A 14179-nucleotide genomic window follows, 5' to 3' on the forward strand; every position below is an offset into this window, starting at 1 on the left:
GAACAGTCGGCGATGCTGCGGCGTCAGGCGCGCGGCCAGGTCCATGATCATTGCGTTGTCCTTGAATGCGAGAAGCGTTCGGAGGTTAGGGCAATGATCAAAAGGCCAGCAATGAACGGTGTGTTGAAGGAAAACAGGCATTTGTAGGACGGAGAAACCGGGCGATTTCACGTTTTCCTACACAGCCTGCGAGCGCCCATCGTCGTGAGGGGCGCGCCGGCCCAGCAACGGCGCTGCTTTGCGCCAGATGCGCGGCTGACAAGGACTTCGCCCCCGTTCGGGGGTAAATCCGCACTCAAGGGCCGCTGATTAAAGTGTTACAAAAAAACCACCCCTCGCACTTACCTGCCGGGAGCAACTGCCTTGTCGCCCGGGCTTGGGTTACCATACCCGGCTCCGCGAAGCCCATCATTCACGCCAAGCCACGGCTTGCTGACTCGACACCGACAGGTCATCCATGCGTCTGTTTCACACCTCCGACTGGCACCTGGGCCAAAGCCTGCACGGCCAGGAACGCGACTTCGAACACGCCTGCTTCCTCGACTGGCTGCTCGGCCAGCTGCGCCTGCGCCAGCCGGACGCGCTGCTGATCGCCGGCGACATCTTCGACACGGTCAACCCGCCGGTCAAAGCCCAGGAACGGCTCTACGACTTCATCGTCCAGGCCCATGAGCAGCAGCCGAAACTGGACATCGTGATGATCGCCGGCAACCACGATTCCGGCTCGCGCATCGAGTTGCCCGCCGCACTCATGCGCCGCCTGCGCACCCACGCGCTGGGCCGCGTGCACTGGCTCGACGAAGGCCAGCTGGATGCCGAGCGCCTGCTGATCCCGCTGACCAACGGCCGCGGCAAGGTCGCCGCCTGGTGCCTGGCCCTGCCCTTCCTGCGCCCGGCCGAAGTGACCGGCCCGCAGCTGGGCGACGACTACCTGCAAGGCATCACCCAGGTGCACCAGCAGCTGATTGGCGCGGCGCAGAAGAAGCGCAAGAAAGACCAGGCATTGATCGCCATCAGCCATGCGCACATGGCCGGTGGCGCGGTGTCCGAAGACTCCGAACGCAGCCTGATCATCGGCAACGCCGAGGCACTGCCGGCCAAGCTGTTCGACAAGTCGATCAGCTACGTGGCGCTCGGCCATCTGCACAAGCCGCAGAAGGTCAACCGCGAAAACCGCATCCGTTACAGTGGCTCGCCAATCCCGCTGTCGTTCGCCGAAATCAACTACCCGCACCAGGTGCTGGAAGTCGAGCTCGAGGGCAGTGAGTTGGTCAGCGTCGAACCACGCCCGGTACCGCGTGCGGTGGCCCTGCAGCGAGTCGGCCCGGCGCCGCTGGGCGAGCTGCTCGAACAACTGGCCGAGCTGCCGGTGATCGACCTGCTCGAAGACCCCAACCGCCAGCCCTGGCTGGAGGTGCGGGTCGTGCTGGATGAGCCGCAACCCGACCTGCGCCTGCAGATCGAAACCGCGCTTGATGGCAAGGCCGTGCGGTTGATCCGCATCAGCGCCGAATACGCCGGCCGCAACAACAGCGAAGATGACGACCTGCAATTCGTCGAGCTGGCGCAGATGACCCCGCAGGACCTGTTCAGCCGTGCCTGGGAACAGGCCTACGGCAACCCCGTCGACGAGCAGGCCCTGGCCGACTTCGCCCTGCTGCTGCAGGACGTCCAGCTGGAAGAGGAACAGCCATGAAGATTCTCGCCATCCGCCTGAAGAACCTGGCATCCCTCGCCGGCCCGGTCGACATCGACTTCACCGCCGAACCCTTGGCCAGCGCCGGCCTGTTCGCCATCACCGGGCCGACCGGCGCCGGCAAGAGCACGCTGCTCGATGCCCTGTGCCTGGCCCTGTTCGGCACCGTGCCGCGCCTGAACGACATCGGCCGCGAAGCCAAGGTGCCGGATGCCGACGGCGAAATCCCCACGTCGGACCCGCGCAACCTGCTGCGCCGGGGCACCGGCAGCGGCTTTGCCGAAGTCGATTTCGTCGGCATCGACAGCCACCGCTACCGTGCCCGCTGGGAAGCCAACCGCGCCCGCGACAAGGCCAACGGCAAGCTGCAGCTCAGCCGCCAGAGCCTGTACGACCTGGACAGCGAACAGCTGCTGGGCAGCGGCAAGAACGAGTACAAGCAACTGATCGAAGCGCGCCTGGGCCTGAATTTCGAGCAGTTCACCCGCGCGGTGATGCTGGCGCAAAGCGAGTTCGGCGCCTTCCTCAAGGCCGATGACAAAGAGCGCAGCGAACTGCTGGAAAAGCTCACCAACACCGCCATCTACACCCGCCTCGGCCAACGCGCCTTCAGCAAGGCGCGGGAAACCGCCGAAGCGCACAACGCCCTCAAGGAGCGCGCCAGCCACTTGCTGCCGATGGCCGCCGAAGCCCGCGCCGAACTCGACCAGCGCCTGGAGCAGGCGTTGCAGCAGTTCAAGGCCGACCAGGCCGGCGAGCGCCAGCTGGAGCAGCAACGCAGCTGGCTCAAGGAGCAACATCAGCTGCAGGCCCAGCACGCCGAAGCCGGCGCCACCCTGCAAGCCGCCGAACAGGGCTGGCAGCAGCTGGCCGAGCAGCGCCTCGACCTGCAACGCCTGGAACGCCTGGCACCGCAACGCCACCAGTTCCACCGCCAGCAGATGCTCGGCGCGCAACTGGCACCGCTCACTGCTCAGATCGCCGAGCAACAGCGCCAGCAAACCGAACTGCAGACGCGCACCGCAGAACTGGAGCAGGCTCAGCTGGCGGCTCGCGAGGCCCTGGCGCAGCGCCAGGCCCTGCACAGCGAAAATGCCCCGCGCCTGCGCCAGGCCTTCGCCGGCCAGGACAACCTGGTGCGCCTCGATCAGCAGAAGGTGGAGCAACACGCGACCTGCCAGCAAGCCGATCAGCTTGTAGCCGAGGGCCAGCAGCAGCTGCAACAAACGGAAGAAAACCAGCAGCGCAGCCAGCAGCAACTGGCCCGGATCGACACCGCACTGGCCGACAGCCAGCACCTGGCCGGCCTGGCCAATGCCTGGCAGGCCTACCTGCCGCAGCTCAAGCAGGTGATGCTGATCGGCGGCCGCCTGGCCAAGGGCCGCGAAGAGTTGCCTGGCCTGCAGGCGCAGGCTAGCCAGGCCAACGCCCAGCTGCAGGCCCAACGCGACCACTTCGAGCTGCTGTTCCGCGAAGCCAAGGCCGAACCCCAGGCCCTGGCCGAACAGATCGACCTGCTCGGCAACATGCTGCAGGACAACCGCAAGCAGCACCGCGCCGTCGAAGAGCTGTCGCGCCTGCACAGCCGTGAACTGGAACTGCGCCAGCAACTCGATACCCTGCGCCAGCGCCAACAACAGGCCATGCAGCAGCGCCAGCAACTGATCGGCGAAGGCACCGCAGCCAAGGCCGAACTGGAAGCCGCCGAACAGGCGCTCAACCTCACCCGCCAGTTGCTGCAGCGCCAGCGCCTGGCGCGCAATACCAGCGTCGAAGAACTGCGTGGCCAATTGCGCGAGGGTGAGCCCTGCCCGGTATGCGGCAGCGCCGAGCACCCGTTCCATCAACCCGAAGCACTGCTGCAGAGCCTCGGGCGCCATGACCAGGCCGAAGAGGACGCAGCGCAGAAACAGGTCGAAACCCTCAACGGCAAGCTGGTCGAACTGCGCACCCAGCTGGGCGTGGTCAACGCCCAGCTCAAGGACTACCAGCAGCAACAACAGCAGCTTGGCGAACAGTTGCAGCCGCTGGTGGCCCAAGTGCAGGCGCACAGCCTCTGGCCCGCCCTCGCCCCGCAGGACGACAAGGCCCGCAGCGCCTGGCTCGACAGCCAGCTGCGGCGCCTGGACGAAGAAATCGGCAAGGACGAGAAACGCCAGAGCGCCCTGCTCGCCCTGCAGAAGGATGCCGCTCGCCTCAATCAGCAGCTGCAGGCCGCGCAGCAAGCCCAGGAGCAGGCCCAGCGCCATCTCGACCAGCAACACCAGGCGCTGGCCAGTGATGAACAACAGCTGGAGCAGGGTCTGAACGACCTGGCCAACGTGCTCCCGGGCGATGTGCTCAAAGCCCTGGGCGATGACCCGGCCAATGCCTTCCTCGCCTTGGACCAACAGATCGCCCAGCGCCTGCAGCAACTGGAACAGCGCAAGGACGAACAGGAAGAACAGCAGACGCGCCAACTGCAGCTGGACAAGCTGCGCGACCAGCAACAAGTGCGCGTCCAGGCCCAGGCCCAGGCGCAGCAGCAGCTCGCCGCACTCGACTCGCAGTATCAGCAGGCCCAAGCCGCACTGGCCGAGTTGCTTGGCCAGCAGGCCAGCGCCGAAGCCTGGCAGCAGCACATGGACAGCCAGCTGGAGCAAGCCCGCACCCATGATGCCGACACCGCCCAGCGCCTGCAGGACCTGCGCACTCAGGGGGTGCAGCTGGCCGGCGAACTCAAAGCCAATACCCAGCAGCAGCAGGCACTGGCGCAGGAATGCCAGCAGCTGCAAGGCGACATCGCGCAGTGGCGCGCCGAGCATCCGGAGCTGGACGACGCCGGGCTGGATCGCCTGCTGGCCATCGACGATGCCCAATTGGGTGAGCTGCGCCAGCGCCTGCAGCTTGCCGAAAAGGCCATCGAACAGAACCGCGTGCTGCTTCAGGAACGCGAACAGCGCCTGCAGCAACACGCCGCGCTAATGAGCGTCGACGCTTCGGTCGAAGACCTTGAGCAAGCACTGGGCGAGCTGCGCGAGCGGCTGGCCGGCCACGAGCACCACTGCGCCGAACTGCGCGCGCAGCAGGCCGACGACCAACGCCGCCAGCAGGCCAGCCAGGCCCTGGCCGGGGAAATCGAGCAGGCCCGCCAGCAGTGGCAGCGTTGGGCGCGGCTGAGCGCGCTGATCGGCTCGGCCTCGGGCGACGTGTTCCGCAAGATCGCCCAGGGCTACAACCTCGACCTGCTGCTGCACCACGCCAACGCCCAGCTGCGCCAGCTGGCGCGCCGCTATCGCCTCAAGCGCGGCGGCAGCGCCCTGGGCCTGCTGGTGCTGGACACCGAAATGGGCGACGAGCTGCGCTCGGTGCACTCGCTGTCCGGCGGTGAAACCTTCCTGGTCTCGCTGGCCCTGGCCCTGGGACTAGCGTCGATGGCCTCGAGCACCCTGCGCATCGAGTCGCTGTTCATCGACGAAGGTTTCGGCAGCCTCGACCCGGAGTCGCTGCAACTGGCCATGGATGCCCTCGACGGCCTGCAGGCGCAGGGCCGCAAGGTCGCGGTGATCTCCCACGTGCAAGACATGCACGAACGCATCCCGGTGCAGATCCAGGTGCGCCGCCAGGGCAATGGCCTGAGCGACGTGGAGGTGTGCGGGTGATCCTTTACTCGTTCCGCCGCTGCCCGTGGGCGATGCGTGCGCGCCTGGCGCTGCGCTATGCCGGCTGCGCGGTGGAGGTCGTCGAGGTGGCGATGAAAAACAAGCCGGCAGAGTTGCTGGCGTTGTCGCCCAAGGGGACGGTGCCGGTGCTCGACACCGGTGCCGGGGTACTGGAAGAGAGCCTGGACATCATGCGCTGGGCGCTGCAGCAGCACGATCCAGAGGACTGGCGCCTGCAGGCCGACCCCGATGCCGCGCAACACGCCGAGGCGCTGATTGCCCGCAACGACAGCACGTTCAAGGCGCAGGTGAACCTGTACAAGTACGCCGAGCGCTACCCTGAGCATTCACGCGAGCACTATCGCCAGCAGGCCGAAGCCTGGCTGGCAGAGCTTGAACAGTTGCTCGAGGACCGGCCCTACTTGCTGGCCGCACACCCGAGCCTGGTCGATGCCGCGCTGTTGCCCCTGATGCGCCAGTTTGCCGGGGTCGAACCGCTGTGGTTCGCCGAGGCGGCTTATCCGCGGGTGCGGAGCTGGCTGGAGGGGTGGTTGGCCTCAGAGCTGTTCAAGTCGGTGATGGCTCGCTAGCACCTTCGATTGCAACTCAGTCCCTGTGGGAGCGGGCTTGCCCGCGAACACCGGCTATGCCGGTGCCAAGCACCGCGGTGCCTGATTCGCGGGCAAGCCCGCTCCCACAAGGTCCGAGTCAACCTGGATCAATGGTTTTGCTTGCCACTCAGTGCCGCATGGAAATTGGCGCTCTGGCGCAGGTACTGCTCGGTGTAGCTGTGGGTGGCGGTGGCCTTGCTGCTGTCGGCGTGGGCATGGGCCGGCAGCACGACGGAGGCGGAAATGGCGGATGCGGCAATCACGGGGAAGAGATTGAAGTTCATGGTGGCTGACCTCGGCTTGTGGGGGTTTGACGTTCAGCCACTTGGGCCTTGGGTCAAACTTACGCCGCTGAGGTCGCCCGCAGAAATTCATTGCGCTGGTAAGGATTATTACCCGTATCGATAGTCCTTGTGGCGCGCCTCACTTGATGAACTTGAGGTCAGAAGGCGCATCCTGGGTAAAGGTCTGTACCGTCTCGCCGAGCTTGCCATTGCGCGGGTCGCGGCGCATGACCACGATCTGGTTGCTCTTCTGGTTGGCCACCAGCAGGAAGTTGTCGCTCGGGTCCAGGGCGAACTCGCGGGGGTGGTCACCTTCCACCGAACGGCGTTGCAGGAAGGCCAGCTGTCCATCGTCCTTGCCCACGCTGAACACCACGATCTCGTTCGCCGTGCCGCGGTTGCTGACATACAGGAAGCGCCCGTCCGCCGACAGGTGCAGGCCACCCGAGGCTTTGGCGGCGGCATCCTGCTGGTCGGTCAGCGGCAGGCGCTGACGCTCCAGCAAGGCTGCGTCCTTGACGTCGAACATCACCACTTCACCGCTCATCTCCAGGGTCAGGTAGGCGTGCCGGCCCTTGGCATCGAACAGCAGGTGACGCGGCCCGCTGCCGGGCGGCAGGTCCACCGATGCCGGGATCGCCGGGCTCAGTGGATGATCGGCGCTGGCGCCGTCGTAGCGATAGATGAACACCTTGTCGGCCCCCAGGTCGCAGGCATACACATGCTGGCCATCCGGCGACAGCACCAGCGAATGCACATGGGCGCCGGCCTGGCGCTCGGGGTTGACGCCACTGGGCTGGTGCCGAAGCTGCTGCACCCTGTCCTTGAGCTTGCCGTCCTTGGCCACCGGGATCACCACCAGGCTGCCGCCCGGGTCGGGGGCGACGGCGTAGTTGGCGACAAACAGGTAACGCTGGTCGCGGCTGAGGCTGGCGTGGGTAGGCTCGTCACCCCCGCTGCTCACTCGGTTCAGCGGCTTGATCACGCCCTTGGCACTGACGCTGAAGCTGCTGACGTGGCCGTTCGGGGTTTCATTGACCGCGAACAGCTGGCGCTGGTCGGCCGACAGCACCAGCCACGACGGGCTGACGCTCTTGACCACCTGCTGCGGCGTCGGGCCGATCTGCCCCGTCTTGCTGTCGAACGCGTAGCGGTAGATGCCCTGGCTCTGGCCATCGGTGTAGCTGCCCACCAGCAACGTGTCGGCGTGGGCAGTGATTGTCAGGCTCATCAGGCTAGCGGTCAGCAGGTGGGTCCAGGTCCGGTTCATCGTCGTCTTCATCCGGGGCGCGAAAGGCACTCATACAGACTAGACGATGCTCGCCCTGGGCATCGTTGAGTTGCCATTCATCATTGGCACCGGTGGCGGCAGCGATCTGCTCGGGGGTGAATGACCAGCGGCGCAGTTGGCGACCGTCCATGCACTCGATGGTCAGGCCGGATTCGTCGCAGGTGAAGTCGAAGGCGTGCAGGCCGTCGATCAGGAGCATGTCGCAGGATGCGAGGGCGGTGGCGAGGGGGGACATGGGGATACCGATCAGAAATGAGACGGCAGTATAACCCTGGGGCCGCTTTGCGGCCCCTGGCGATTCAATGGGCGAAAATGGAACCGCCCTCCTTGCCCGCCAACTTCTGCGGCTTGATCAGGAACCGCGCCAGCGCCGGCAGCAGCCACAGCGCGCCAAACATGTTCCACAACAGCATGAAGGTCAGCATCAGCCCCATGTCGGCCTGGAACTTGATCGCCGAGAAGATCCAGGTGCACACGCCGATCGCCAGGCACAGGCCGGTGAACAGCACCGCTTTACCGGTCGAACGCAGGGTCTGGTAGTAAGCCTCCTGCAACGGCAGGCCGGCACGCAGGAAGCTTTCCAGGCGGCTGTAGATGTAGATGCCGTAGTCCACGCCGATGCCCACGCCCAGAGCCACCACCGGCAAGGTGGCGACCTTGACGCCGATCCCCATGAACGCCATCAGCGCGTTACCCAGCACCGAGGTCAGCACCAGCGGCAGGACGATGCACAGGGTCGCGGCGAACGAGCGGAAGGTGATCATGCACATCACCGCCACGCAGAGGTAGACCAGGATCAGGATGGTCAGCTCGGCCGACTTGATCACCTCGTTGGTGGCCGCCTCGATCCCGGCGTTGCCCGCCGCCAGCAGGAACTGCAGGCCCTCCTTGTCATGGCTGTCGGCAAACGCCTTGGCCACCGTGGTGACACGTTCCAGGGTCTCGGCCTTGTGGTCGTTGAGGAACACCAGCACCGGCGCCAGCGAGCAGTCGGCGTTGTACAGGCCGTCGGCGCGGGCGATGGAGTTGTTGAGGATGTCCGGGTTGCGCGACAGCGTCTCCCACTTCAGGCTGCCCTCGTTCATGCCCTTGATCACCTGCTTGGACACGGTCACCAGGGAGATCGCCGACTGCACGCCGGGAGTGTTCTGCATGGTCCACATCAGCTCGTCGATCGGGGCCATGGTCGCGTGGATCGAGCAGCTCTCCGCCGGGGTCTTGACCATGATCACCAGCACATCGGAACTGGTCGAGTAGTTGCTGATGATGAAGTTGTTGTCCTGGTTGTAGCGCGAGTCCGGGCGCAGTTCCGGCGCGCCCTGGTCAAGGTCGCCGATCTTCAGGTTCTGGCTGTACCACAGGCCGCCAGCGAAGGCGATCAATGCCAGGGTGATGGACACCGGCGCCACCTTGGCGCTGGCGAAGTTCGACAGCAGGCGCCAGAACGGGTGCTCGCGGGTCGCGTCCTTCTTGCTGCGTTCGATGGCCTTCTTGCTGATGCCGACATAGGAAATCGCCACCGGCAGCAGGATCAGGTTGGTGAACACGATCACCGCCACGCCGATGGACGCACCGATGGCCAGCTCGCGGATCACGCCGATGTCGATGATCAGCAGGGTGATGAAGCCCACGGCATCGGCGAGGATGGCTATCATCCCCGGCAGGAACAGCTGGCGGAAGGTGCGCCGGGCCGCGGTCAGGGCATTGTCGGCGTCACTGGACTGCAAGGCGATGCCGTTGATCTTCTGCACCCCGTGGGAAATACCGATGGCGAAGATCAGGAACGGTACCAGCATCGAGTACGGGTCCAGGCCGAAGCCCACCGCATGCATCAACCCCAACTGCCAGACCACCGCCACCAGGGTGGTGATGAGCACGGCGATGGCGCTGCGGATGCACCAGGTGAACCAGTACAGCAGGATCCAGGTGATCACCAGGGCCACGCCGAAGAACATCGCCACCATCACCAGGCCGTCGATCAGGTCGCCGACCTTCTTGGCGAAACCGATGATGTGGATCTTCACATTGGGGTTCTGTGCCTGGAACTTGTCGCGGATTTTCTCTTCCAGCTGGTGCGAGAACTGCTGGTAATCCAGTTTGACCTGCTTGCCGGGGTCCTGCGGGTCGGGGAAGCTCTCCAGCAGCGGCACGTCGACGATGCTGGACTTGAAGTTGTTGCCCACCAGGCGCCCGACCTGGCCAGACTTGAGCACGTTGTCGCGCAGGGTGTCGAGGCTGTCCTGGGAGCCGTTGTAGGTATTGGGGATGACTTCGCCGCCGGAGAAGCCCTCCTCGGTGACCTCGCTCCAGCGCACGCTGGGGCTCCACAGTGACTTGAGGCCGGCCCGGTCGACACCGGGGATGTAGAACACCTCGTCATGGATCTGGCGCAGCGTCTCCATGTAGTCCTTGTCGAAGATGTCGCCGTTGACCGCCTCGACCGAGATGCGCACGGTGTTGCCGAGGTTGGCCAGGTCGTTGCGGTGCTCCATCATCTGCTCGATGAACGGGTGCTGCAGCGGGATCATCTTCTCGAAGCTGGTCGAGGGGCGGATCTGCGTGGCCTGCCAGAACAGGAAAATGCTGACCAGCAGGCACAGGGCGATGACCACCGGGCGGTTGTTGAAGATCAGCCGTTCGAGCAGCGTGGCCTTGTCCTGGTGATGCGGGTGCATGGTGATGCTCTCCCTGCTGGTCATGGACGCACCTCCTTGGCAGCCGGCTCTGCGCCCTCGGCGTTGGCCAGGTGTACGCCCCCCTGCCCCACCAGCAGCAAGCCACCGTCGGCCAGGCCAGTGACACCGGCCAGGGCAATGCGGTCGCTGCGGTTGTAGACGCTGAAGGTCTGCCCGTCATCGGTGCTGCGCAGCACGCTGCCACCATTGCCGACCAGCACCAGGCTGCCATCCTCGACAAGCGTAGCGCCTGCCAGGCCGAATTCGAGCTCGCCGCGTGCGGCCTTGAGCGCGATCGGCTGCCAGCTGTCACCAAAGTCGCTGGAGCGGAACAGGTTGCCGCGCAGCCCGTAAGCCAGCAGGGTACTCGCCTTGGCGGTGCCGATCACACCGAACAGCGAGCCCTCGTAGGGGCCCTGGACCTTGGCCCAGGTCTGGCCGTTGTCGCTGGAGCGGTACATGCCGCCCTGCTCGCCGACGATGAACAGGCCAGCGTCGCGCACCCGGGTGATGCCGTTGAGGTGCAGCTGGTCAGGGTTGTCCAGGCGTTCGGCGATGTCCTGCCAGTGCTGGCCGCCGTCGGTGGTTTCCAGCAGCGCGCCATAGGCCCCCACGGCAAAGCCGTGCTGGGCGTCGAGGAAGGTGACATCGAGCAAAGGCGCTTCGCGGGCGAGGTCTTCGAACTGCTTGCTCCAGGTGGCCCCGCCATCGCTGCTGGCGAGGATCTGTGCATCGTGGCCTACCGCCCAGCCGCGCTTGTCGTCGAGGAAGAACACGGCGGTGAGCAGTTGCCGGGTGGGCACCCGGGCCTGGGTCCAGGTGCTGCCCTGGTCGTCTGAGAACAGAATGTGGCCGCGATCACCGACCACCACCAGGCGCTTGCCGGCATGGGCAGCGCCGATCAGCAGGCTCTGGCTGGCCTTGGCTGATTCGGTCGAGTATTCGTCGGCTGCAGCGGCCTGCGCGCTGTCGGCCCACATCCCCAGTGCCAGCGCCAGCATCGCGCCGGCGGCCAATGGCCAGGCACCACGCCTGGCCTGCGTCATCACCCGCTGCTTCATGACCATCCCCTGTTGTGTTCTTCTTGGTGGGTCTGTGCTGTGAAAAGCCTGTGTTAGAGGCTTGCAGGGATCGTATCGGGGAAGGTCGCGGGAATACAACGCGCGCTGCGTTATGTTTTGTTAACCGAAAAAACTGGGGCCGCTGTGCGGCCCTTCGCGGGCAAGCCCGCTCCCACAGGTCCAGGTCAACACCTCTCTGTAGGAGCGGGCTTGCCCGCGAAGGGCTGCACAGCAGCCCCAGGATCTACCAGGCTTATGCCAGGCTCTTGCTCACCACTTCATACACATCGCTGGACAGCTCGCCGGAAGCCAGAATCCGCTCCAGCTCACCCTTCATCAGCACCTGCCGCGCATCGTCATACTTGCGCCAGCGGGTCAGCGGTGCCAGTTGCCGCGAGGCAATCTGCGGGTTCAGCGCATTCAGCTCGATCACCAGGTCCGCCAGGAAGCGATACCCCGAACCATCGGCCGCGTGGAAGTTGACCAGGTTCTGCCCGGCAAAGGCACCGATCAGCGCCCGGACCTTGTTCGGGTTCTTCAGGGTGAACGCCGGGTGCTGCATCAGCGCCTTGACCCGCGCCAGCCCACCCGGCAGCGTGCTGGCTGCCTGCACGCTGAACCACTGGTCCATGACCAGCGGGTTGTCCTTGAAGTGCTCGGCAAAGGTTTCCAGGGCCTTGGCGCGCTCGGCTTCGAACGGCGAGTTGACCAGCACGGCCAGCGCGGTCAGGCGCTCGGTCATGTTGTCGCATTGGCCGAACTGCTCCAGGGTCGCCTCCAGCACCTGCGGCTTGCCGCTCTGCATCAGGTACGACAGGGCGATGTTCTGCAGGCTGCGGCGGGCGAAGTGCTCGGCGGCGGCCACGTAGGCGGTGTTGCGCGACACCTCGCGGTTGGCCTGGTAGCGCGCCCACAGGGCGTCGAACAGCTGCTCGGCGATCTGCTGGCGGGCGAATTCGCGGGCGGCGTGGATGGCATCGACGTCGGCCACCTGGCTGATTTCGGTCAGGTAGGCTTCGCCTGGCAGCGAGAGCATCTCGGCGACCATGGCGGCGTCCAGCGATTCGTTACCCAGCACGGTGCCAAGGGCGGTGATCAGGCGCTGGTCGAGCTTCAGCGCTTCGCCACGCTGGTGCTGGCCGATCAGCTCCTGCAGCACCTGCACCGACAGCTGCTGGCCCGCTTCCCAGCGGTTGAAGCCGTCGCTGTCGTGCTGCATGAGGAACATCAGCTGGTCGCGGTCGTATGGGAAGCTCAGCTTGACCGGCGCGCTGAAACCGCGCAGCAGCGACGGCAGCGGCTTGGCGGCGATGCCCTGGAAGGTGAAGGTCTGCTCGGCTTCGGTCACCGACAGCACACGGCTGGTACCTGCCGCCGAGCCTTCGCCGGCCAGTTGCAGCGGCAGGTCGTTGCCGGCAGCGTCCAGCAGGCCCAGCTCGACCGGGATCACGAACGGCAGCTTCTCGGCCTTGTCCGGGGTTTGCGGGCAGCTCTGGCGGAAGGTCAGGCTGTAAGTCTGCGCAGCGGCGTCATAGGCTTCACTGACGTCCAGGCGCGGGGTGCCGGCCTGGTTGTACCAGCGCTTGAACTGGGTGAGGTCGACGCCGTTGGCGTCTTCCATGGCCTTGATGAAATCGTCGGTGGTCACGGCCTGGCCATCGTGGCGCTCGAAGTACAGGTCGCTGCCCTTGCGGAAGCCATCAGCGCCCAGCAGGGTGCGCACCATGCGCACCACTTCGGCACCCTTCTCGTACACGGTCAGGGTGTAGAAGTTGGAGATTTCGATGAAGCTGTCCGGGCGCACCGGGTGGGCCATGGGGCCGGCGTCTTCGGCGAACTGGTGGGTGCGCAGGTAGGCGACATCCTCGATGCGCTTGACCGTGCGCGAGTTCATGTCGGCGCTGAACTCGGCATCGCGGAACACCGTGAAGCCTTCCTTGAGCGACAGCTGGAACCAGTCGCGGCAGGTCACGCGGTTGCCCGACCAGTTGTGGAAGTACTCGTGGGCGACAACGCCCTCGACGCGCTGGTGGGCGGCATCAGTGGCGGTTTCGGCGCGGGCCAGCACGCAGCTCGAGTTGAAGATGTTCAGGCCCTTGTTTTCCATGGCGCCCATGTTGAAGTCGTTGACGGCGACGATCATGAAGATGTCCAGGTCGTACTCGCGACCGTAGACTTCTTCATCCCAGCGCATGGACTTCTTCAGGCTGACCATGGCGTGGTCGCACTTGTCGATGTTCTCGGGCTCGACGTAGATGCGCAGGGTCACATCGCGGCCGGACTGGCGGACGAAGTTGTCTTCGACGCACCACAGGTCACCAGCCACCAGCGCGAACAGGTAGGCCGGCTTCATGAACGGGTCTTCCCAGGTCGCCCAGTGCCGGCCGTCTTCTTCCGGCCCGCTGCCGATCGGGTTGCCGTTGCTCAGCAGCACCGGGTAACGATGCTGCTCGGCGATCACCGTGGTGGTGAAGGTGCTCATCACGTCCGGGCGGTCGAGGTAGTAGGTGATCTTGCGGAAGCCCTCGGCCTCGCACTGGGTGCAGAACATCTTGCCGGACTTGTACAGGCCTTCCAGCGCGGTGTTGCGCTCCGGGTGGATCTTCACGCTGGTGTCGAGGGTGAAGCGTTCGGCCTTGGGGTGAACGGTCAGGCTGTCAGCGTCGAGCTGGTAGTCGCCCGCCTGCAATTCCTGGTCGTCCAGCGAGGCACGCAGCAGCTCCAGCTGCTGGCCGTCCAGCACCAGCGGCGGCAGGCCGGCACCGCGTGCCGGGTTGCGGCGCATGACCAGTTGCGCGTGGACCAGGGTGTGGTCCTCGAACAGCTCGAAGGTCAGGTGCGTCTCGTCGATCAGGTACTCGGGCGCCTGGTAATCCTTGAGGTAGATCACTTGCGGTTGTTCGGTACGCATGTGCAGGTC

General features: G+C 65.4%; 9 protein-coding genes. 3 read left to right on the plus strand and 6 right to left on the minus strand.

The annotated features are described in order from the left end of the window. The first annotated feature begins 457 nt into the window (after positions 1–457). From CAF78_RS10125 to CAF78_RS10135, 3 genes are read left to right on the plus strand one after another with little or no spacing between them, the layout of a single operon-like run. Positions 458–1696, plus strand: coding sequence for an exonuclease SbcCD subunit D C-terminal domain-containing protein (locus CAF78_RS10125; RefSeq protein WP_085675596.1), 1239 nt, complete (start codon positions 458–460; stop codon positions 1694–1696). Further along, positions 1693–5337 (plus strand): AAA family ATPase, encoded by a 3645-nt coding sequence (locus CAF78_RS10130; RefSeq protein WP_085675595.1) that lies wholly within the window; start codon positions 1693–1695, stop codon positions 5335–5337. Before CAF78_RS10125 ends, CAF78_RS10130 begins: the two co-directional genes overlap by 4 nt. Beyond that, the gene (locus CAF78_RS10135; RefSeq protein WP_085675594.1) at positions 5334–5927 is read left to right on the plus strand and encodes a glutathione S-transferase; all 594 of its coding nucleotides are present in this window, start codon (positions 5334–5336) and stop codon (positions 5925–5927) included. Before CAF78_RS10130 ends, CAF78_RS10135 begins: the two co-directional genes overlap by 4 nt. A gap of 128 nt (positions 5928–6055) precedes the next feature. On the opposite strand, the gene CAF78_RS28560 is transcribed toward CAF78_RS10135, so the two are convergent. From CAF78_RS28560 to pepN, 6 genes are all read right to left on the minus strand, one after another. Beyond that, positions 6056–6232 carry a hypothetical protein gene (locus CAF78_RS28560; protein WP_177408520.1) on the minus strand — a complete coding sequence of 59 codons (177 nt, stop codon included), beginning with the start codon at positions 6230–6232 and terminating at the stop codon, positions 6056–6058. 139 nt (positions 6233–6371) lie between these two features. Then, a complete protein-coding gene (locus CAF78_RS10140) occupies positions 6372–7502 on the minus strand; it encodes a lactonase family protein (RefSeq protein ID WP_177408521.1) in 1131 nt (376 codons plus the stop codon). Next, positions 7468–7758, minus strand: coding sequence for a DUF5629 family protein (locus CAF78_RS10145; protein ID WP_085675592.1), 291 nt, complete (start codon positions 7756–7758; stop codon positions 7468–7470). The genes CAF78_RS10140 and CAF78_RS10145 overlap by 35 nt, the downstream gene beginning before the upstream one ends. Positions 7759–7822: 64 nt before the next feature. After that, complete coding sequence (locus CAF78_RS10150) at positions 7823–10198, minus strand: RND family transporter (RefSeq protein ID WP_085675611.1); 2376 nt, start codon at positions 10196–10198, stop codon at positions 7823–7825. A 20-nt stretch (positions 10199–10218) separates the two neighbouring features. Further along, positions 10219–11244 carry a WD40/YVTN/BNR-like repeat-containing protein gene (locus tag CAF78_RS10155; RefSeq protein WP_371856891.1) on the minus strand — a complete coding sequence of 342 codons (1026 nt, stop codon included), beginning with the start codon at positions 11242–11244 and terminating at the stop codon, positions 10219–10221. A gap of 268 nt (positions 11245–11512) precedes the next feature. Continuing rightward, positions 11513–14170 (minus strand): aminopeptidase N, encoded by a 2658-nt coding sequence (pepN, locus tag CAF78_RS10160; protein WP_085675591.1) that lies wholly within the window; start codon positions 14168–14170, stop codon positions 11513–11515. Positions 14171–14179: the final 9 nt, after the last annotated feature.

It is taken from the genome of Pseudomonas sp. R28(2017), assembly GCF_002112505.1.
GTDB lineage: Bacteria > Pseudomonadota > Gammaproteobacteria > Pseudomonadales > Pseudomonadaceae > Aquipseudomonas.

Excerpts from the sequence above, each read along its gene's own strand:
- CAF78_RS10125 (WP_085675596.1), top strand. The coding sequence starts at position 458 with ATGCGTCTGTTTCACACCTCCGACTGGCACCTGGGCCAAAGCCTGCAC.
- CAF78_RS10130 (WP_085675595.1), top strand. The coding sequence starts at position 1,693 with ATGAAGATTCTCGCCATCCGCCTGAAGAACCTGGCATCCCTCGCCGGC.
- CAF78_RS28560 (WP_177408520.1), bottom strand. The coding sequence starts at position 6,232 with ATGAACTTCAATCTCTTCCCCGTGATTGCCGCATCCGCCATTTCCGCC.
- CAF78_RS10140 (WP_177408521.1), bottom strand. The coding sequence starts at position 7,502 with ATGAACCGGACCTGGACCCACCTGCTGACCGCTAGCCTGATGAGCCTG.
- CAF78_RS10145 (WP_085675592.1), bottom strand. The coding sequence starts at position 7,758 with ATGTCCCCCCTCGCCACCGCCCTCGCATCCTGCGACATGCTCCTGATC.
- CAF78_RS10150 (WP_085675611.1), bottom strand. The coding sequence starts at position 10,198 with ATGCACCCGCATCACCAGGACAAGGCCACGCTGCTCGAACGGCTGATC.
- CAF78_RS10155 (WP_371856891.1), bottom strand. The coding sequence starts at position 11,244 with ATGACGCAGGCCAGGCGTGGTGCCTGGCCATTGGCCGCCGGCGCGATG.
- pepN (WP_085675591.1), bottom strand. The coding sequence starts at position 14,170 with ATGCGTACCGAACAACCGCAAGTGATCTACCTCAAGGATTACCAGGCG.